This window comes from Olsenella sp. An285 (assembly GCF_002159625.1).
GTDB classification, from domain to species: domain Bacteria; phylum Actinomycetota; class Coriobacteriia; order Coriobacteriales; family Atopobiaceae; genus Thermophilibacter; species Thermophilibacter avicola.
Window position 1 is genome coordinate 56,175 of record NZ_NFIZ01000005.1, and the last position, 19,545, is coordinate 75,719.

The following is a 19,545-nucleotide window of genomic DNA, read 5'->3' on the forward strand; positions in this document are numbered from 1 at the left end:
CGCCTTCCGCCCCGCCGCACAAGAAAACGGGGCCGCCCGAAGGCGACCCCGCTGCAACATCGAACGTTTCTGTAAATTGGGGACTGTCCCCAATTTACAGACTAGATCTCGGCGCCGGTGCCACCGAAGATCTCGGAGACCGAGCGGCGCATGTAGACGCTGTTGATGGCCTCGGCGAGCTCGTTGGCAACGGAGACGGTCTTGATCTTGGAGCCCGGCTTGTTGGCGGCCTCGCATGGGATGATGTCGGTGACCACGCACTCCACGAGCGGGGCGTCCTGGAGACGCTGGATGGCCTCGCCGGAGAAGATGCCGTGCGTGGCGGAGACGTAGATGTCGCCCGCGCCCATCTCCTTGAGCTTGCGGACGGAGTTGCAGAGGGTGCCCGCGGTGTCGATCATGTCGTCGTTGACGATGCAGGTCTTGCCCTCGATGTTGCCGATGATGCCCATGACCTCGGACGCGTTGTGCTTGGGACGGCTCTTGTGGGCGATGGCCACCTCGCAGCCCAGGTAGTCGGAGAGTCGCTTGGCCACCTTCGCGCGGCCCATGTCGGGGGAGACCACGACGGTGTTGTCCCAGTCGAAGTCCTTGCCCTTGAAGTAGTCGCCGATGAGGTAGAGGGCGGTGAGGTGCGTCACGGGGACGTCAAAGAAGCCCTGGATCTGGCCCTGGTGGAGGTCGACGGTGATGACCTGGTCAACGCCCGCGGCCTCGAGGAGGTTGGCCACGAGACGGGCGGTGATGGGCTCGCGCGCCGCAGCCTTGCGGTCCTGGCGGGCGTAGCAGTAGTGGGGGAGGACGGCGGTGAACTTGGAGACCGAGGCGCGCTTGGCGGCGTCTGCAACCACGAGCGTCTCCATGAGGAGGTCGTTCACGCTCGCGCCGGAGAGGGACTGGATGAAGAAGACGTCGTCGCCGCGGACGGACTCGTCAAAGCGGGCGTAGATCTCGCCGTTGGCGAACTTCTCGATCTTGAGGCCCTGGAGCTCGAGGTGCAGGATGTCGGCGATCTTCTGGGAAAGCACGGGGTTGCCGGTGCCGGTGTAGAGCTTGATCTCCTTCTTCAGCGGCATGGGCTCGCTCAGGTTCTCGTACATCTAAGCCTCACCTTTCTTGAGTCTCTCGAGGCGCCGGGCGGCATACCCCTCAACAATGCGCTGGTCAGCGCGCTCAAGGTAGAGCGCGTCGGCGGGGACGTCCTTGGTGACGCAGGAGCTTGCGCCAACGAGGGCCCCGTCTCCGATGTTCACGGGCGCGACCATCATGGTGTCGGACCCGATGAAGACGTTGTCTCCGATGGTGGTGCGGTTCTTGTGCACGCCGTCGTAGTTGCACGTGATGGAGCCGCCGCCAATGTTGACGCCCGCTCCCATGGTGCAGTCGCCGATGTAGGAGAGGTGGGGCACCTTGGAGCCGCGGCCGATGGTGGAGTTCTTGATCTCGACGTGGGTCCCCACGTGCGCGCCCTCGAGCACGTGCGCGCCGCCGCGGAGGTAGGCGCGCGGGCCGCAGGTGACGTCGCGCTCAATGGTGACGTCCGCGCCCACGGTCTCCTCGAGGCTGACGTTGTCCGCAACGGTGCAGTTGGTGAGGCGCGTGTTGGGTCCGAGCACGCACTCCTCGCCCACGCTCGTCTCGCCCCACAGCATGGTCATGGGGAGAAGAACGGTGTCACGTCCCACGGTGACGTCGGGACCCACCCAGGTGGTGGCGGGGTCCATCATGGTGACGCCCTCGGACATGAGGCGGGCGTTGATGCGGTCGCGCGCGATGGCGGTGAGCTCGGCGAGCTGGATGCGGTCGTTGGTGCCCAGGCCCTCGCGATAGTCCTCGCAGTGGACGATGGTGGTGGCGTGACCGTGGCCGCGCAGGATCTCCACCATGTCCGGCAGATAGTACTCGTGCTGGGCGTTGTCGTTGCCAATCTCGCCGATGTGCTCGGCGAGAAGGGCGCCGTCGAAGGCGTAGCAACCGGCGTTGCACTCGAGGAGCTCGGCGCTCTGCTCGTCCGTGCAGTCCTTCTGCTCGATGATGCGCGCGACGGTGCCGTCGCCAGCGAGCTCGACGCGCCCGTAGCCAAACGGGTCGGGCGGGGTCATCGTGAGAATGGCGGCCGCGTGGCTTCCGTCGGAGACGGCGTCGGCAAAGGAGCGGACGGTCTCCGGGGAGATGAGCGGAAGGTCGCCGTTGAGGATGACGACGGGCCCGGAGCTGACGCCGGCGGCCTCGATGGCAACGCGCGCGGCGTGGCCGGTTCCCAGGCGCTCGGTCTGCTCGACGCACTCGACGTCCTTCTCGGCGGAAAGATGTGCCCGCACCTCGTCTGCGCCATGGCCCACGACAACGATAATCCGCTCGGCCCCTGCCATGCGCGCGGCGCGCGTGACCCAGGAGACGAGCGGACGATCGAGGAGCTTGTGCAGAACTTTGGGATGGCGGGACTTCATGCGCGTTCCCTCGCCGGCGGCGAGGATGATCGCGGTCATGGGCATTTATGGGCCTCCAAGTGACGTGTGTCCCTTTACGAAACCATGATAGCGCGAGGTGGCGATGGCAGGGGTAGTAGGATTCGAACCCACATTGATGGCACCAAAAACCACTGTCCTAACCATTGGACGATACCCCTGTGCCGCCGAGAGAGATTGTATCATGCCGAGTTCGCCGACGGGATTCCCGACAGAGGGGCGACGGGGTGACAGAGGGGACTTGACAAGGGGACAGGGCAGTTTGTCGTGAACCCTTTCACGACAAACTGCCCTGTCCCCTTGTCAAGTCCCCTCTGTCACCCCGTCGGGAAAACGTTACTCGATGCCCTCGAAGGCGGCGCAGATGGCGTCGAGCAGGAGCACCGCGTAGGTCTGGGCGTCTCCCATGGTGAAGGCTCCGGTTCCAACGGGGACCTCGATGCGGGCCGCGGGCGGCGTGGCCGTGGAGCTCTGGACGGCGGTGCGCAGGCGCAGCGGCAGGGTGTCAAAGTCGTCGAGCATGACGTTGCCCAGGCCGGAGGCCACGTTCTCGGGAAGGGGCTGCGTGGAGAGCTCCACGAGCGCGCCGGACGTGGCGTCCTCGCGGCTGTCCACGAGCTCGAGCCCGCAGTCGTCCACGGTGGCGTGGGCGAGGTTCCAGATGCGGCCGGCGATGTTGCGGGAGATGGGGTCGTCCGCCGTGATGGCAATGTGGGCGGTCTCGAGCACGCTCGCGGCGCGCGCGAAGCCCATGCCGCCCATGGGGTGGGGGCCCGCCGCAGGCTTGCCGGCCCAGACGTGCTTGAGGCGCTCGATCGCGTCGAAGGTGTCGGGGAAGGCCATGCCGTCCGCGAGGACGCCGATGCTCTCCTGGAAGAGCTTGACGGCCGCCTCCGTGTGCACGCCGTAGACGCCGTCCGGCTCGCCGCACGAGAAGCCGAGGATGTTGAGGCGCTCCTGGAGCTGACGGACGTCGTTGCCGTGGAAGTTGGGGAGGCGGAGGTAGAGGGTGCGGTCGCCGAGCTGGTAGCACTCGTCCACGAGCGCCATCCAGGTGGCGGTGTCGACCTCGTCTCCCAGCTGGAGGCCGTGGTCAAGGCGGAAGCGCGCCACGGCGGTGGCGGTGGACCGCCCGAAGGACTTCTCGGCGCACTCCGCCTCGTCGATCTCGTAGCCGAGCGAGCGCAGGCGCTCCTGGATGTCCTCGACGGCGCTTCCCGCCGCCCCCTCACGAATTGCTTCCATCGTCTCTCCTATGACAGTGGGCGGGGCCGGCTAGCCCGCGCGCTCCACGAAAAAGTCTGACATAGAGATTAGCAGGTCGCGAGACTCAACGGTGATGTGACCCTCCTCGGCGAGCCTCGCCGCGCGCGTCTTGGCCGCGCTCGCCTCGGTGCGGGCCAGCTCACGGCACCTCTCGATGCCGCCGCCCAGCTCGATGAGCTCGACGGCGCGCGCGAGCTCGTCCGGGTCCGTCGTCTTCTGGTTAAGAATGGCCACGAGCTCGCGGTTCTTCTCGGCATCGAGGTGCTCGAGGGCCCAGACCACGGCGAGCGTGCGCTTGCCCTCGGTGACGTCCGAGCGGAAGTCCTTGCCCTGCGCGGCGGCGTCTCCCACCAGGTTGAGCAGGTCGTCCTGCAGCTGGAAGGCAATGCCCGCGGAGATGCCCAGGTCAAGCAGCCCTCGCACCGCCTCGTCCGAGCCGCCGCCCACGAGGGCGCCCAGGCAGAGCGGGCTCGCGACGGTGTACCACGAGGTCTTGCTCGTGACCATGTAGAGATAGTCGTCCGGGCTCACGTCCCAGCGTCCGTCGTGGACCCAGCCGAGGTCGAGCGCCTGCCCCTCGAGGGTGTGACGCTCCATGCGCACGAGCTCGGCGAGCGCGCGGACCTTGCGCTCGGGGTCGAGCGATTCGTCTGCGAGCACCACCTCGAAGACGCGGGTGAGCGCGAGGTCTCCCGCGTTGATTGCGAGACCGGTCCCCGCGGTGCGGTAGAGGCACGGCTCGCCGCGGCGAAGCTCGCTCTCGTCCGCGATGTCGTCGTGGATGAGGGCGGCGCTCTGGAAGAGCTCCACCGCCACCGCCACGGAGAGGGCGTCCTCGGCTCGCCCGCCCACGGCCTCGGCGCCGAGGAGGGCGAGCACGGGGCGCACGCGCTTGCCGCCGCTCGCGGTGAAGCCCTCGAGCGGCGAGTAAAGGTAGCGCCCTAGGTCAGATGCCACGGCCGAGTCCGTGAGCGGGGCGCCCGCGCTGTCCGCGAGCGCGCGCTCAACAAGGGGAAGCCGCCGGGCGAGGTAGTCGACGAAGGGCGCTGCCATGTTCTTCTCGTTTCCTTATCCCTCGTAGCCGTTGGGGTTGTTGGACTGCCAGTTCCAGGAGTCGCGGCACATGTCCTCGATGTCGAACTTGGCCTCCCAGCCCATGAGCTCGCGCGCCTTGGTGCAGTCCGCGTAGTTGGCCGTGACGTCGCCCGGGCGGCGCGGGTCAACCACGTAGGGGATGTCGTGGCCGCAGGCCTTGGAGAAGGCCTCGATGATCTGGAGGACCGAGGTGCCGGTGCCGGTGCCCAGGTTGAAGATCTCGACGCCCGTGCGGCCGTTCATCCAGGCGAGCGCGGCGGCGTGGCCGGACGCGAGGTCGCAGACGTGGATGTAGTCGCGCACGCCGGTGCCGTCGGGCGTGTCGTAGTCGTTGCCAAAGACGTGCACGGCGTCGCGCTTGCCGATGGCGGTCTGCGCGACGTAGGGCACGAGGTTGTTGGGGATGCCCTTGGGGTCCTCGCCCATGAGGCCCGAGGGGTGCGCGCCGATGGGGTTGAAGTAGCGCAGCAGCACGACGTTCCACTCCGGGTCGGCCGTGTGGAGGTCCGTGAGAATCTGCTCGATCATCCACTTGGTCCAGCCATAGGGGTTGGTCGCGGGCTTCTTGGGGCTCTCCTCGGTGAGGGGCAGGCTGTCCGGGTCTCCGTAGACGGTGGCGGAGCTGGAGAAGATGATGGACTTGCAGCCGTGCTCGCGCATGACGTCGACGAGCGTGAGCGTGTTGCCGATGTTGTTGGAGTAGTACTCGATCGGCTTGGAGACGGACTCGCCCACGGCCTTGTAGCCGGCAAAGTGGATAACGCGACTCGGGCGGTGCTCGTCGAAGATCTTGGTGAGCGCGGCGCGGTCGTTGACGTCGGCCTCGTAGAAGGTGAGATTGGCGGCGGCGGGCTCACCCACGATGGTCTTGATGCGGTCGCAGACCTTGGCAGACGCGTTGGAGAGGTCGTCGACGACGACGACCTGGTAGCCGCCTTGGAGGAGTTCGACAACCGTGTGGCTGCCGATGAAGCCGGCACCGCCGGTCACGAGTACGCAGGTGTCCTGGGGCGCGATCTTCTCGCTCATGGAAGTCCTTTCGTTTGGTGGTTCTTCCTGACAGTCTCCCCCTAGCGCATAAGTATACGTCGTGGAGTACAGTCAAAAGGGCGTTGGGCGCGTTAAAAGGGTCGCGCCCTTTGACGCATCTCTTTTGACCACATCGAGGGGAGGCGCGGTGAGGGAGCGGCTTCTGGCGGCGCTGGCGGAGCGCGGTCTTCTGGCGGCCGACGGCGTGACCACCGCGTTTGGCGAGCCCGCGTGGCGAGAAGTACGGGCGGGACATGAGCCTCAGGCTCTCATGGACGCCGGCGCGCTGCAGCGGCGCCTGGTCGAGTGCGCGTGCGGGACCGCGGCGATGGGGGAGGACCTCTGCGCCGCCTGGGTGGAGCGCGCGTTCTCCCGGCTGGGCATGGGCTACGTAAGTGGCGACGCGCGTGAGCTCTGTGACGGGTTCTGCCACCTCACGGACACGGCCGACCTTCTGGTGGGGATGATCGTCGCCGTGGCGCGCGACCCGTACGGCGCCGGCGGCTGGGACCACGGGCACGTGGGCCTCTACGTGGGCGACGACGCGGTCATGGACTGCGTGGACGGCCGCGTGCGCCGAGTGCCGCTCGAGCTCTGGCTCTCCGCGTACGGAGTGGCGTCCGAGCCCCGGTGGGGCTGGCTGGGCGCGATCTCGCTCGCGTGAGGGGCGCGGCCGCGACGTTGCTGCCGCGTGGTTCTTCTCGCCGTCTGCGTGCTTGCTGCCCTCTGCGCACTCACCATGTTTCTCCGGACAAAAACGGGGCGTCGAGGGGTGCTATCTGTCCGGAGAAACATGGTGATTGAAGGCGGCCCGCCTGAACGGTCCGCCGTCTTCGCTCATCGCGCTCAAACGACCGTCTTTGGCGTCGGGGGACCGCGCAAACTGGTTGTCTGAGCGCGATGAACGAACGGGGCGCGGACACGTTAACCGCGCTTGTCCAAGCGCTCGGCAGGCTCCCAAAATGAGTACACTTGCACATGGTTCTTATCGCTGAGACGGCCGGTGATCGCCGGCCCCGTGAGATGGGAGTTTCCATGGCCGAGGACGCCAAGCAGTACGCGCTCGACAAGCACCGCGAGTGGCAGGGCAAGATCGAGGTGATCACCCGCGCGCCGATCACCAGCCCCGAGGAGCTGGCGGTGGCCTACACGCCTGGCGTCGCGGAGCCCTGCCTCAAGATCTCCGAGAACGTGGAGGACTCCTACACCTACACCCGTCGCGGCAACCTGGTGGCCGTGGTCACGGACGGCACCGCGGTGCTCGGCCTCGGCGACATCGGCCCCGAGGCGGGCATGCCGGTCATGGAGGGCAAGTGCGCCCTGTTCAAGACCTTCGCGGACGTCGACGCGTTCCCCCTCTGCGTGCGCTCCAAGGACGTGGACGAGATCGTGCGCACCGTCGAGCTCGTCGCCGGCAGCTTCGGCGGCATCAACCTCGAGGACATCTCCGCGCCGCGCTGCTTCGAGATCGAGCGTCGCCTCAAGGAGTCCTGCGACATCCCCGTCTTCCACGACGACCAGCACGGCACGGCGGTCGTGACCTGCGCCGCGCTCATCAACGCGTGCCGCCTCACCGGGCGCGAGCTCTCTGACGTGCGCGTGGTCTTCTCCGGCGCCGGCGCGGCGGGCATCTCCATCGCCAAGCTCATGCAGCGCATGGGCGCGAGGGACGTCATCATCTGCGACCGCACGGGCGCCATCTACGAGGGCCGCGAGGGCCTCAACCCCGAGAAGGCCGAGATCGCCACGTGGACCAACCGCGAGGGCGTGAGGGGCAGCCTCGCCGACGCCGTCAAGGGCGCCGACGTCTTCGTGGGCGTGTCCGCCCCGGGCGTGCTCACCCAGGACATGGTCCGCACCATGGCCGCCGACCCGATCGTCTTCGCCTGCGCCAACCCCGTGCCGGAGATCATGCCGGACGAGGCGCTGGCGGCGGGCGCCGCCGTGGCCGCCACGGGCCGCTCCGACTTCCCCAACCAGATCAACAACGTGCTCGCGTTCCCGGGCATCTTCCGCGGCGCCCTCGACGTGCGCGCCTCCGACATCAACGACGACATGATGGAGGCCGCGGCCTACGCGATTGCCGGCCTCGTTGACGACGAGCACCGCGCCGCCGACTACATCATCCCCGGCGCCTTCGACGAGCGCGTGGCGCCCGCCGTCGCCGCCGCCGTTGCCGAGGCCGCCCGCAAGTCCGGCGTCGCCCGCCTCTAGCGAGGTTGACAGGGGGACAGTCCCTTTGTCATGTTATGTGGCCGCCCCGACGTTCCTTTGCGAGAAGGACGTCGGGGTGGCTTTTCTAATTGCGGGAGGAGCTGGCGGGGTCCGAGAATCGAGTTGTCGCAACATTTGCGACAGTTCAAACTGAGGGCATGAGAGAGATTGTCGTCAGGTCGAGCACTACAACGTCGACATGGTCCTTTCCGTCGGCTATCGCGTGAAGTCCGCGCGCGGCGTGGAGTTCCGCCGCTGGGCAACGGACGTGCTGCGCCGCTACATCGTGCGCTTCGGTGGGGAGGGCTCGCTCTTTGGCGTGGAGAAGGACGAGTCGTTCAAGGGCGCCATCGGCAACGTCTTCCAGAGCTTCGACGGACGCGACCTTTACTCCACGCTGGAGGAATAATGAAAAGGGGCCGTCCCTTTTCATCATCGGGAGGTGTGATGGACGAGCGGGAGCGGGAGTTCAGGGCGTGCGGGCGCAAGAAGCGCTACGACACGCGCGTGGATGCGCGCAAGGCGGCGGAGAGGAACTCTCGTCGCAAGGATGCGCCTAAGATTTTCATCTATGAGTGTCCGTACTGCGGCGGTTGGCACCTCACGCACCGCCGGCCGGGACGCTAACTCATTTGTAGGGTGTTTCTGGCGGGGTGTCTTAAGTATCACCTTACGAGTAGCAATTCAACTACCTGCGGAAACACGGTGATAAGTCACATTTGATACTCGAAAGGACCTCCGCGAAATACCCTCAAAATGAGAGACCGCTCAGTCGCGAGAAAGCGCCTTCCCATCCCGCACGTTCACGATGACGATTCCCAGGCTCACGAGCACAAGGGCCGCCACGGCCACGATGGGGCTCACCACGTTGGTCTCGCCGAGAAGGACGGCCGAGAGCAGCACGCCGAAGACCGGGTTCATGAAGCCGAAGACCGCCACGCGTGAGACGGGGTTCGCCGCCAGCGCGAGCGACCACAGCGAGTAGGCCGCGGCGGAGATGAAGCCCAGATAGGCGAGGAGCGCGAGCGCGGGCAGCGGGTTCGCGGCGTCCGCCGGAGCCACGTGTCCGCCCGCGGCGAGGCCCACCACCAGCATGATCGTCCCGCCGAGAACGAACTGCCAGCCGGAGAGCAGCACAGGGTCGTGCTCGCGGGAGAAGTGCTTGGCCAGGTTGCTCGACGTGGCGGCGGCCAGCGTGGACGCGAGCACCATGCCCTCCCCGGCCAGCGTGAAGCTGAAGCCGCCGGACTCGCCCGTGACGTTCACGAGCACTACGCCCGCAAAGCCGATGAGGCAGCCAAGAACCTTGCGGCTCGTGAGTCGCTCGAAGCGAAAGACCAACGCGGCCAGAAGCACGCAGAGAAACGAGTTGCTCGCCTCAAGAATGGAGCTCGTGACACCGGCGCAGTTGGCGAGGCCCACGTAGAAGAGGACGTACTGGAGCACGGTCTGGAAGAGCGACAGCACGCCGACGGCGGGGAGGTCGCGCCGCTCGGGCACAAACGCGCGCCGCGTGGCCACGCTCATGCCTGCCACCACCATGAGCCCCGCAATGACAAAGCGCGTACCGGCAAAGGCCAAGATCGAGGGCACGTCCGCCGCGTCCACGGCAAAGAGCTCGTAGCCGATCTTCACGCACGGGAACGCCGATCCCCACAGAAAGCATGCGGCCAGACAGGCCAGCACCACACCCGGCAGCGTGGCGATGAAGGGCTTGGACTCAGGATTGCTCACGCGATGACCTCTCGGTTGAAACTACTGGACCTGCACGCAGCTGCGCCCGGACTCCTCAACCGGCGACTTCTGGCGAAGCCAGTGAGCCGGCGAGAAGCCCGGGCGCAGCGAAGCCTGTCGTCAGGCTATGCCGTGAAGTACGCCACACCGCCCTCGATGAGCGGCTGGTAGGCGTTGCCCGGCACGTTCTTGTAGAGCCCGGCGCCGGAGCGCTCGGTGTGGCCCATCTTGCCAAGGATGCGGCCGTCGGGCGAGGTGATGCCCTCGATGGCGAGCACGGAGCCGTTGGGGTTGACGTCGAGGCTCATGCCCGGCACGCCGTCCTCGTCCACGTACTGCGTGGCAACCTGGCCCGCGGCCATGAGCTGCGAGACCATCTCGGGCGAGGCCACGAAGTGACCCTCGCCGTGGGAGATCGCGATGTTGTGGACGTCGCCGACCTCGCACTTGGAGAGCCAGGGGCTGAGGTTGGACGCCACGCGGGTGCGCACGAGGCGGCTCTGGTGGCGACCGATGGTGTTGAAGGTGAGCGTGGGGCAGGCGTCGTCCATCGGGCGGATGTCGCCGTACGGCACGAGGCCCAGCTTGATGAGGGCCTGGAAGCCGTTGCAGATGCCCAGCATGAGGCCGTCGCGCTTCTGCAGCAGCTCGCGCACCGCCTCGGTGACCTCGGGTGCGCGGAAGAACGCGGTGATGAACTTGGCGGAGCCCTCGGGCTCGTCGCCGCCGGAGAAGCCGCCCGGGATCATGACGATCTGGCTCTCGCGGATGCGACGGGCGAGCTCGTGGGTGCTCTCGGCCACGGCCTCGGGCGTGAGGTTGTTGATGACGAAGACGTCCGCTACGGCGCCGGCGCGCTCGAAGGCGTGAGCGGTGTCGTACTCGCAGTTGGTGCCCGGGAAGACGGGGATGATCACGCGCGGGCGCGCCACGTGGACGGCGGGCGTGGGACGGCTCTTGCCGGAGGAGGCGAGGTCGAACGAGATGGCCTCGACCTTCTCGCCCTCAGCGCGATACGGGAAGACGGACTCGATGGCACCCTCCCAGGCCTCCTGGAGCTCGGCGAGGTCGATCTTCTCGCCGCCGACGGAGAGCTCGTAGGTGTCCGTCGTGGTACCAAAGAGCGAGGCGGTCACGCCTGCGGGAACCTCGGGCAGCTCGGCGTCGTCAGAGAGCTCAACGAGGAAGCTGCCGTAGGACGGGCAGAAGAGGGCATCCGCGCCAAAGGCGGGCGCGAGCTCGAGGCCGATCTGGTTGCCCACGCACATCTTGAACGCGGCCTCGGCAACGCCGCCGTAGCCGGGCGTGGAGATGGCGAGCGCGTCGCCGCGGCCAACGAGGCCCTCGACGTAGGAGAACGTGTCGAGAAGGGCCTGGGCGCTGGGGGTGAGGCCGTCGTCGGCGTAGTCCGGCACGAGGACGAGCACGCGGTGACCGCTGCCCTTGAACTCGGGTGAGGTCACGCGGCCCACGGTGCCGAGGCCCGTGGCAAAGGAGACCAGCGTGGGCGGCACGTCGAGATCCTCGAAGCTGCCGGACATGGAGTCCTTGCCGCCGATGGAGCCGATGCCGAGGTCGACCTGAGCCATGAGGGCGCCGAGAAGGGCGGCGACGGGCTTGCCCCAGCGGCGCGGGTCCTCGCGCAGGCGCTCGAAGTACTCCTGGAACGTGAGGTAGAGGTTCTCGTGCTCGAAGCCGGCGGCCACCATGCGGCTCACGGACTCGACCACGGAGAGATAGGCGCCGGTGTAGCAGTTGGCGCTCATGAGGTAGGGGTTGAAGCCCCACGCCATGCCGGAGCACGTGGTGGTCTCGCCGTCCACGGGGAGCTTGGCGGCCATGGCCATGCTGGGCGTGAGCTGGGTGCGCCCGCCGAAGGGCATGAGCACGGTCGCGGCGCCGATGGTGGAGTCAAAGCGCTCGGAGAGGCCCTTGTTGGAGGCGACGTTGAGATCGGTCACGAGGGCGTGCATCCTCTCGGCGAGAGTGTCGCCCTCCCAGGTGCGGCAGAACTCCTCGGGGGCCTCAACGTGCGCGGAGGTCTCCTTGGGGGCGCCGTTGGAGGCGAGGAACTCGCGGCTCACGTCCACGATCGTGTTGCCGCGCCAGCTCATGCGCAGGCGGGGCTCCTCGGTGACGGTGGCCACGACGGTGGCCTCGAGGTTCTCCTCGTGCGCGTAGCGCATGAACTCGTCGACGTCCTCCGGGGCCAGCGCCACGGCCATGCGCTCCTGGGACTCGGAGATGGCGAGCTCGGTGCCGTCGAGGCCCTCGTACTTCTTGGGAACGAGGTCGAGGTTGATGTCCAGGCCGTCTGCCAGCTCGCCGATGGCAACGGAGACGCCGCCCGCGCCAAAGTCGTTGCAGCGCTTGATGAGGCGGCAGGCGTCCTCGCGGCGGAAGAGGCGCTGGAGCTTGCGCTCGATGGGCGGGTTGCCCTTCTGCACCTCGGCGCCGTCCTGCGCGAGGGACTCGACGTTGTGGGCCTTGGAGGAGCCGGTGGCGCCGCCGATGCCGTCGCGGCCGGTGCGGCCGCCCAGAAGCACGATCTTGTCGCCGGGCGCCGGGCACTCGCGGCGCACGTGGGAGGCCGGGGTGGCGCCCACGACGGCGCCGATCTCCATGCGCTTGGCCACGTAGCCGGGGTGGTAGAGCTCGGAGACCTGGCCCGTGGCCAGGCCGATCTGGTTGCCGTAGCTGGAGTAGCCGGCAGCCGCGGTGGTCACGAGCTTGCGCTGCGGGAGCTTGCCCTCCATGGTCTGGGAGACGGGGACGGTGGGGTCCGCCGCGCCGGTGACGCGCATGGCCTGGTAGACGTAGCTGCGGCCGGAGAGTGGATCGCGGATGGCGCCGCCGATGCAGGTGGCCGCGCCACCAAAGGGCTCGATCTCCGTGGGGTGGTTGTGGGTCTCGTTCTTAAAGAGGAAGAGCCAGTCCTGATCCTCGCCGTTGACGTCCACCTTGACCTTGACGGTGCAGGCGTTGATCTCCTCGGACTCGTCGAGGTTCCTGAGCTGTCCGGTGTGCTTGAGCCACTTGGCGCCGATGGTTCCCATGTCCATGAGGCAGATGGGCTTCTCGTCGCGCCCGAGCTCGTGGCGCATCTCCATGTAGCGGTCAAACGCGGCACGGACCACCTGGTCGTCGAACTGCAGGTGCTCGAGGGCGGTGCCAAAGGTGGTGTGGCGGCAGTGGTCCGACCAGTAGGTGTCGATCATCTTGATCTCGGTGATCGTGGGCACGCGCCCCTCGCCGGCGAAGTAGCTCTGGCAGAAGGTGATGTCCGCGAGGTCCATGGCGAGGCCGCGCTCGTCGATGAAGGCCTTGAGCTGGGACTGGTCGAGCTCCAGGAAGTCGCTCAGCACCTCGACGTCGGCCGGCTCGGGGTAGGTCTGGCGCAGGGTCTCGCGCTCCTCGAGGCTCGCCTCGCGCGCCTCGACCGGGTTGATCACGTAGTGCTTGACCGCCTCGAGCGCGGCGAGGGTGCAGGCGCCCTCGATGACGTAGACCTTGGCGCAGCGCACCGTGGGGCGCTCGCCCTGGCTGATGAGCTGGACGCACTCGGCGGCGGAGTCGGCGCGCTGGTCAAACTGGCCGGGCAGCGCCTCCACGGCGAAGACGCTCACGTCCTTCTCGCCCTTCTCCACGGGAAGCTCGCGCGAGGTTACGTCCACCTGCGGCTCGCTGAAGACGATGGGCACGCAGCGCTCGAAGAGCTCGGCGTCGATCCCCTCCACGTCGTAGCGGTTGACGATGCGCAGACGTGCGTCGGGCGCGAGCCCCTCGGTCACGACGGACGCGAGCTCGGCTCTGAGCTGCTGCGCCTCGACGTCGAACCCGGACTTCTTCTCCACGTAGATGCGTGAGACCATGCGCGACTACCTCCTGGTTGCTGAAGGTGCGGTGATAGTTCCACCATTCTACGGCAAAACGCTACCGTTCGGCGGTCCGACGGCCCTTCTCGGCGCCTAGGCCACGAGTGCCGCCGCGGCGAGAAGAACCACGAGGCCCAGGGTCAGCGCCATCGCCACGCCCTCGCGCGCGCCGATGCGCTGCTCGTGGAGGTGCGTGCGCCCGGCGCCACCCTCGTAGCAGCGGGCGTCGAGCGCGCGGGAGAGGCCGTCGGCGTGGCGCAGGCCACTTGCGAGAAGGGCCACGACCACGGGCACGATGGAGCGCACGCGCTGGACGGGGCCGCCCTCGTCGAAGGCGCCGCCGCGCAGGGACTGGGCGTCGATGATGGCAGAGGCCTCGTCGGCGAGCGTGGGGACGAAGCGCATCATGAGCGAGAAGACCATGGCGATCTCGTGGCCCGGCAGGCCCAGGCGCGAGAGCGGGGAGAGCATGCGGTCGAAGGCGTCCGCGAGCTGCGTGGGCGTGGTCGTGAGCATGATGAGCGAGCCCGTCACGAGCGCCAGGGCAAAGCGCGCGGTGTAGAGGGCCGCCGCGCGGATGCCGCCCTCGGTGATGGAGAGGGGGCCGAGCACGGCCACGACGTCGCCCGCGCGGACGAAGACGAGGTTGAAGAGCGAGAGCACGGCGAGAAACACGAGGAGCGGCCGGACGGACGCGAGCACGCGGCCGGCGGGCACGCGTGCGGCGGCCAGAACGCCCGCCACGAAGACCGCGGCGACGACGAGCTGGGGGAGGCTCGAGACGCAGAAGATCGCCACGAGCGCCACGAGCGTGCAGACGAGCTTGACCCGGGCGTCGAGCCTGTGGACGGGGGAGTCCGCGGCAAAGTACTGGCCTACCGAGATCCTAAGCGCCACCTACCTCACCTCCGCGGGTTGACAAAGGGACTGTCCCTTTGTCAAGTTGGCGACGAGCTCGTCGGTGGTGAGAGGGTCGCCGAGCGCGGGCCAGCCGCGGCGTTCCAGATCGCGCGCCACGCGCAGGGAGCGGGGGATGCCAAGGCCGCTCGCGACGAGGCGGGGCTCGCTCTCGCGGGAGAAGACGTCGCGCGGCGCATCGGCGGCGACGAGCCGCGACTGGTCGAGCGCGATCACACGGTCGCAGCGAGCGGCGTCCTCCATCGAGTGGGTGACCTGCACGAGCGTGATTCCGAGCTCGCGCAGGCGCGCGAGCACGCGTCGCAGCATGGCGCGGCCGCGCGGGTCGAGGCCCGCGGTGGGCTCGTCGAGCACGAGCACCGAGGGCTCCATCGCGAGGATGCCGGCGAGCGCGCAGAGGCGCCGCTGCCCGCCGGAGAGCTTGAAGGGAGGGGCGTCGCGACGCCCGGCGAGCCCCACGAGCTCGAGGGCCTGGGTCACGCGCCTGTCGACCTCCTGCTCGGGGAGGTGCAGGTTGCGGGGGCCAAACGCCACGTCCTTCTCGACCGACTCGGCAAAGAGCTGGCGCTCGGGGTGCTGCATCACATAGCCGATGGCGCGGCGGGCGGCCTTGCGCCCGCGGCGGGAGGAGGTGTCGTTCCCGTCCACGACCACACGGCCGCGGTCAGGGACCTCGAGCCCGCAGAGCAGGCGGAGGAGCGTGGACTTGCCCGACCCGGTCTGCCCGATGACGGCGACCGAGGACCCCTCCGCCACCTCGAAGGAGACGTCGTCGAGGGCGGGCACGCTGCGCCCGTACGAGAAAGACACGTGCTGGACCTGCAAAATGGGGACAGTCCCCAATTCACACACACTTTTGATGCGCTGCGGGTCTTCGGATATCAAAGATCTCTGCAAATTGGGGACTGTCCCCAATTTGCAGAGATTGTCTACCACGTCCTTCTCGCTGCAGGTCCAGGGGAGGCCCAGACGCTGGGAGAGGCGCGCGGCAAAGGGCACCTCGAGGCCAAGCTCGGTGAGCTCGTGGCCATGGGAGAAGACCTCCTCCGGCGTTCCCTCCAGGGCAACGTGTCCGCGATCGAGCACGATGACGCGGTCCGCCTCGAGGGCCTCCTCCATGAAGTGCGTCACGTGGACGAGGGTGGTCCCCGCGTTGGCGAGCCGCCCCATCACGCGCAGGATCGCGGAGCGACCGCGCACGTCAAGAAGCGAGCCGGGCTCGTCGAGCACGAGCACCGCGGGCTCCATCGCAAGCGCCCCGGCAATGGTCACGCGCTGCTTCTGGCCGCCGGAGAGGCGCGACGGGTCCGCGTGCGCGTAGTCGTCCATGGCAACGCGGTGCAGCTCGCGGGCTACGCGCGAGGCTATCTCCTCGCGCGGCAGGCCGAGGTTCTCCGGGCCAAAGGCAACGTCGTCCTCCACCACACTCGTGACGATCTGGTCGTCCGGGTTCTGGAACACGAGGCCGAGGGAGCGCCGCGCGCGCCGGTACGCCTCGAGGTCCGGTCTGCCGCCTGCGCACACGCGCTCGCCCGCGAGCTCCACCTCGCCCTCGTCCGGGGCGAGAAGCCCGCAGATCACGGACGCGAGCGTCGACTTTCCGGAGCCGTTTGCCCCCAGCACGCACACGCGCTCGCCGCGCGCGATCTCGAGGGAGACGTCGTCAAGCGCGACGACGCCCCCCTCGTAGAAGAGGCTCACGTGGGAGAGGCGTATGGGGGAGGGCTCGGGGCTCACGTTCTTCTCGGCACTTCCTGGTGTCGGCCGGCGCGGCTACTTGGAGACCATCTGCGAGACGGGCTTCTGGATGAGGCCCGTGACCACGCAGTTGATGACGATCTTGAGGGCGTTGAAGGGCAGCAGGATGGGCACGATCATGGCGATCACGTCGGTCGTGGAGACTGCGGTGTAGAGCGGCGTGACGATGATGTTGCCCACGATGCACGCGGCAAGCGCCATGACGGCGCCGGCGACCATGCCGGCCACGAGCCCGCGCGTCCCGCCCATGCGCCGCGCGATGATGGCGGCGGGCACGCAGAGCGCCACGCCCGCGATGATGGCCATGAGGTGGCCCCACGGGTTGAAGCTGAAGAGGGTCTTGAGCACCCAGGGAAGAACCACCACGATGGTGCCGGTGCTCGGCCCAAACGCGAGCGCGGCGACAAACGCGACGATGCCCGACGGGTCGTACATGAGCCACGGCGCGGGCGGGAAGATGGGAATCTCCACGAAGGTGAGGACGAACGCGAGGGCGCAGAAGAGCGCCGTCGTCGCGATGCGCCGGGTTGACCAGGCCCCGCCTGCGGTGGTGGAGTGGGTGTCGTGAGAGACATGCGTGGAAGCAGCCATGACGGCCTCCGTTTCTTCCATCCGGACTGTAACCGTTGGTCCCGGACTCTCACCGGGTCAGCCGCCTTTTTAGCGGGTCGCGGACTTCGGGGCGCGCACGCCGCCGTTACCGCCAGTGGGGACTTTCACCCCGCCCTGAAACTGACCTCTGTAGCGTATCACTTTCTGACGAGAAGAACCGCGTATACTGATGAGCAACCCTGTACCCGTCGAAAGGTCGACATGTCCGAGAGCGATAGCGGTCGAGAGCCCCTCGAGTGGCGCCTGCGTGCCATCGTCGGAGAGGAGAACGTGCTCGAGGGCGAGCCCATGAGCGAGCACACCACCTTCGAGGTGGGGGGTCCGGCCGATCTCTACGTGATTCCCGAGGACTTTGACGAGGTCCGCGACGTCCTGCGCGCCTGCGACGAGGCGGGCGTCGAGCGCTTTGTCCTGGGGCGCGGCTCCGACCTGCTGGTCTCGGACGAGGGCTACCGCGGCGTCATCGTTGCGGTGGCGGACGGGCTGGTGGGCGTCTCGGTGGACGGCACGGAGATGACGTGCCAGGCCGGCGTGGACCTGCGCGAGGCCTCCGAGATGGCCTGCGAGCTGGGGCTCTCCGGCCTCGAGTTCGCGTGCGGGATCCCGGGCTCGGTGGGCGGCGCGTGCTTCATGAACGCCGGCGCCTACGGCGGGTGCGTCGCGGACGTCCTCAAGTGCGTTCGCGTGGTGATGCCGGACGGTTCCCTCGACACCATCGATGCGGCCGACCTCGACCTTGGCTACCGCCGCAGCCGCGTTGCCTCCGACGGCCTCGTGGTGCTCTCCGCCACCTTTGACCTGGACAAGGGCGACCCCGAGAAGATTCGCGCCACTATGGACGACCTCATGCGCCAGCGCGAGGACAAGCAGCCGCTTGACCTGCCGAGCGCGGGCTCCACGTTCAAGCGTCCCGAGGGCCACTTCGCCGGCAAGCTCATCATGGACGCCGGGCTGCAGGGCTACCAGGTCGGCGGCGCCGCCGTTTCCACCAAGCACGCCGGCTTCGTCGTCAACGTGGGAGGCGCCACGGCGGCGGACGTCCATGCCGTAATCGAGCACGTGCAGGACGAGGTCGAGCGCCAGTTTGGCGTGCGCCTGGAGCCCGAGGTCCGCTTCCTGGGGTAGGGACGCGAGACCGCTCAGATCACAGAGGCGCGGGGCCGAGAAGAACCTCGACCCCGCGCCTCTTTCTGTCAGCTGCCGGATGCGCTAGTTCTTCAGCGAGTTGAGCGGCGCCGGGAAGCGGCCGCCACGGTGCGCGAAGACGGACCCTGCGAACTTGTTGACGGGCATGACCGGCGCGGAGCCGAAGAGGCCGCCGAACTCGAGCATGTCGCCCTCCGCCTTGCCGATGGCCGGGATGAGGCGCACCGCCGTGGTCTTGGTGTTGATGACGCCGATGGCCATCTCGTCCGCGATGATGCCGGCGATGGTCTCGACCGAGGTGTCCCCGGGAACGGCGATCATGTCCAGGCCCACGGAGCAGACGCAGGTCATGGCCTCGAGCTTCTCGAGGGAGAGCGCGCCGTCCACGGCCGCGCGGATCATCCCGGCGTCCTCGGAGACGGGGATGAAGGCGCCGGAGAGGCCGCCCACGCTGGAGGACGCCATGACGCCGCCCTTCTTGACGGCGTCGTTGAGCAGCGCGAGCGCGCAGGTGGTGCCGGGGCCGCCGCACTCGCCCACGCCTATGGTCTCGAGAATCTGGGCCACGGAGTCGCCGGCGGCAGGCGTCGGCGCGAGGGACAGGTCAACGATGCCCTTCTCCACACCCAGGCGACGGCTCGCCTCGCGGCTCATGAGCTCGCCCGCGCGCGTGATCTTGAAGGCGGTCTGCTTGATCTTCTCGGCCACGTCCATGAGGCTCGCGGTCTCGGGGAGTTCCGCCAGCGCCGCGGCCATGACGCCGGGGCCGGAGACGCCCACGTTGATGACGGCGTCGGCCTCGCCGGAGCCGTGCACCGCGCCCGCCATGAACGGCGAGTCCTCGACCATGTTGGCAAAGACCACGAACTTGGCGGCGCCGTAGCAGTCGATGTCCACCGTGCGGCGCGCGCACTCGAGGATGGTCTCGGCGGAGAGCAGCACGGCGTCCATGTTGATGCCGGCGCGCGTGGAGGCGATGTTGAGGGAGGAGCACACGCGGTCCGTGGTGGCCAGCGCCTCGGGCACGCTCGCGATGAGACGGCGGTCGGCGTTGCCCATGCCCTTCTGGACGAGCGCGGAGAAGCCGCCCATGAAGTCGATGCCCAGGGTCTCGGCAGCGCGGTCCATGGCGTGCGCGAGCGGGGAGAGGTCCTCGTCCTTGCAGCCGGCGGCGATCTGCGCGATGGGCGTCACGGAGACGCGCTTGTTGGCAATGGGGATGCCGTACTCGGCCTGCAGGTCGTCAGCGGTCTCCACCAGGTGTTCTGCTGTGTGCGTGATGCGGTCGTAGACCTTGTCGCACATGCGGCCCATGTCCTCGTCCGCGCAGCCGGCGAGCGAGATGCCCATCGTGATGGTGCGAAGGTCGAGGTTCTGCTCGGAGACCATGGAGAGGGTCTCGGCCACTTCCTGCGGTGTGATGTCCATGC

General features: G+C 68.0%; 15 protein-coding genes, 1 tRNA gene, 1 pseudogene and 1 riboswitch. Of the genes and pseudogenes, 5 read left to right on the plus strand and 12 right to left on the minus strand.

Annotated features, from left to right (window positions below; translation table 11 throughout):
- Positions 1-101: 101 nt before the first annotated feature.
- The 6 genes from B5F79_RS04650 to galE all read right to left on the minus strand — a co-directional run bounded on the left by B5F79_RS04650 (position 102) and on the right by galE (position 5,858).
- On the minus strand, positions 102-1,100 hold the full coding sequence (locus B5F79_RS04650) for a ribose-phosphate diphosphokinase (protein WP_087218063.1): 999 nt from the start codon (positions 1,098-1,100) through the stop codon (positions 102-104).
- Positions 1,101-2,495: a bifunctional UDP-N-acetylglucosamine diphosphorylase/glucosamine-1-phosphate N-acetyltransferase GlmU gene (gene glmU, locus B5F79_RS04655; protein ID WP_087218066.1), complete on the minus strand. Its 1,395-nt coding sequence runs from the start codon at positions 2,493-2,495 to the stop codon at positions 1,101-1,103. It abuts the gene before it with no gap.
- Between the two features lie 59 nt (positions 2,496-2,554).
- Positions 2,555-2,629: transfer RNA gene (locus B5F79_RS04660), tRNA-Gln, on the minus strand.
- A 175-nt stretch (positions 2,630-2,804) separates the two neighbouring features.
- The gene (locus tag B5F79_RS04665; protein ID WP_087218069.1) at positions 2,805-3,713 is read right to left on the minus strand and encodes a peptidoglycan-binding domain-containing protein; all 909 of its coding nucleotides are present in this window, start codon (positions 3,711-3,713) and stop codon (positions 2,805-2,807) included.
- Positions 3,714-3,743: 30 nt separating this feature from the next.
- On the minus strand, positions 3,744-4,787 hold the full coding sequence (locus B5F79_RS04670) for a polyprenyl synthetase family protein (RefSeq protein ID WP_087218072.1): 1,044 nt from the start codon (positions 4,785-4,787) through the stop codon (positions 3,744-3,746).
- Positions 4,788-4,802: 15 nt separating this feature from the next.
- Positions 4,803-5,858 carry a UDP-glucose 4-epimerase GalE gene (gene galE, locus B5F79_RS04675; RefSeq protein ID WP_087218075.1) on the minus strand — a complete coding sequence of 352 codons (1,056 nt, stop codon included), beginning with the start codon at positions 5,856-5,858 and terminating at the stop codon, positions 4,803-4,805.
- A 148-nt stretch (positions 5,859-6,006) separates the two neighbouring features.
- On the opposite strand from galE, the gene B5F79_RS04680 reads away from it, so the two are divergent.
- The 4 genes and pseudogenes from B5F79_RS04680 (at position 6,007) to B5F79_RS04695 (ending at position 8,699) form a co-directional block, all read left to right on the plus strand.
- The gene (locus tag B5F79_RS04680) at positions 6,007-6,522 is read left to right on the plus strand and encodes a hypothetical protein (protein ID WP_087218078.1); all 516 of its coding nucleotides are present in this window, start codon (positions 6,007-6,009) and stop codon (positions 6,520-6,522) included.
- A gap of 371 nt (positions 6,523-6,893) precedes the next feature.
- On the plus strand, positions 6,894-8,072 hold the full coding sequence (locus B5F79_RS04685; protein WP_087218081.1) for an NAD(P)-dependent malic enzyme: 1,179 nt from the start codon (positions 6,894-6,896) through the stop codon (positions 8,070-8,072).
- 178 nt (positions 8,073-8,250) lie between these two features.
- Positions 8,251-8,481: pseudogene (gene rhuM, locus B5F79_RS04690) on the plus strand (RhuM family protein); the annotation flags it as partial.
- Between the two features lie 38 nt (positions 8,482-8,519).
- Entirely contained in the window at positions 8,520-8,699 is a 180-nt protein-coding gene (locus B5F79_RS04695) for a hypothetical protein (RefSeq protein ID WP_087218084.1), read from the plus strand.
- Positions 8,700-8,840: 141 nt separating this feature from the next.
- Here B5F79_RS04695 and B5F79_RS04700 read toward each other — a convergent pair whose 3' ends face one another.
- From B5F79_RS04700 to B5F79_RS04720, 5 genes are all read right to left on the minus strand, one after another.
- Complete coding sequence (locus B5F79_RS04700; protein WP_087218087.1) at positions 8,841-9,806, minus strand: DMT family transporter; 966 nt, start codon at positions 9,804-9,806, stop codon at positions 8,841-8,843.
- A 125-nt stretch (positions 9,807-9,931) separates the two neighbouring features.
- A complete protein-coding gene (locus B5F79_RS04705) occupies positions 9,932-13,678 on the minus strand; it encodes a phosphoribosylformylglycinamidine synthase (protein ID WP_087218090.1) in 3,747 nt (1,248 codons plus the stop codon).
- Positions 13,679-13,774: 96 nt separating this feature from the next.
- Positions 13,775-14,578, minus strand: a complete 804-nt coding sequence (locus B5F79_RS04710; RefSeq protein WP_087218093.1) for an energy-coupling factor transporter transmembrane component T family protein — start codon at positions 14,576-14,578, stop codon at positions 13,775-13,777.
- Positions 14,579-16,336, minus strand: a complete 1,758-nt coding sequence (locus B5F79_RS04715; RefSeq protein WP_087218097.1) for an ABC transporter ATP-binding protein — start codon at positions 16,334-16,336, stop codon at positions 14,579-14,581. It lies immediately after the preceding gene.
- A gap of 36 nt (positions 16,337-16,372) precedes the next feature.
- Positions 16,373-16,948, minus strand: coding sequence for an ECF transporter S component (locus tag B5F79_RS04720; RefSeq protein ID WP_087218100.1), 576 nt, complete (start codon positions 16,946-16,948; stop codon positions 16,373-16,375).
- 5 nt (positions 16,949-16,953) lie between these two features.
- A riboswitch (FMN riboswitch) is annotated at positions 16,954-17,095 on the minus strand.
- Between the two features lie 75 nt (positions 17,096-17,170).
- On the opposite strand from B5F79_RS04720, the gene murB reads away from it, so the two are divergent.
- Positions 17,171-18,094, plus strand: a complete 924-nt coding sequence (gene murB, locus B5F79_RS04725) for a UDP-N-acetylmuramate dehydrogenase (protein ID WP_087218104.1) — start codon at positions 17,171-17,173, stop codon at positions 18,092-18,094.
- A gap of 84 nt (positions 18,095-18,178) precedes the next feature.
- Here the strand turns inward: murB and B5F79_RS04730 are convergent, their stop codons facing one another.
- On the minus strand, positions 18,179-19,543 hold the full coding sequence (locus tag B5F79_RS04730) for a PFL family protein (protein ID WP_087218107.1): 1,365 nt from the start codon (positions 19,541-19,543) through the stop codon (positions 18,179-18,181).
- Positions 19,544-19,545 lie beyond the last annotated feature (2 nt).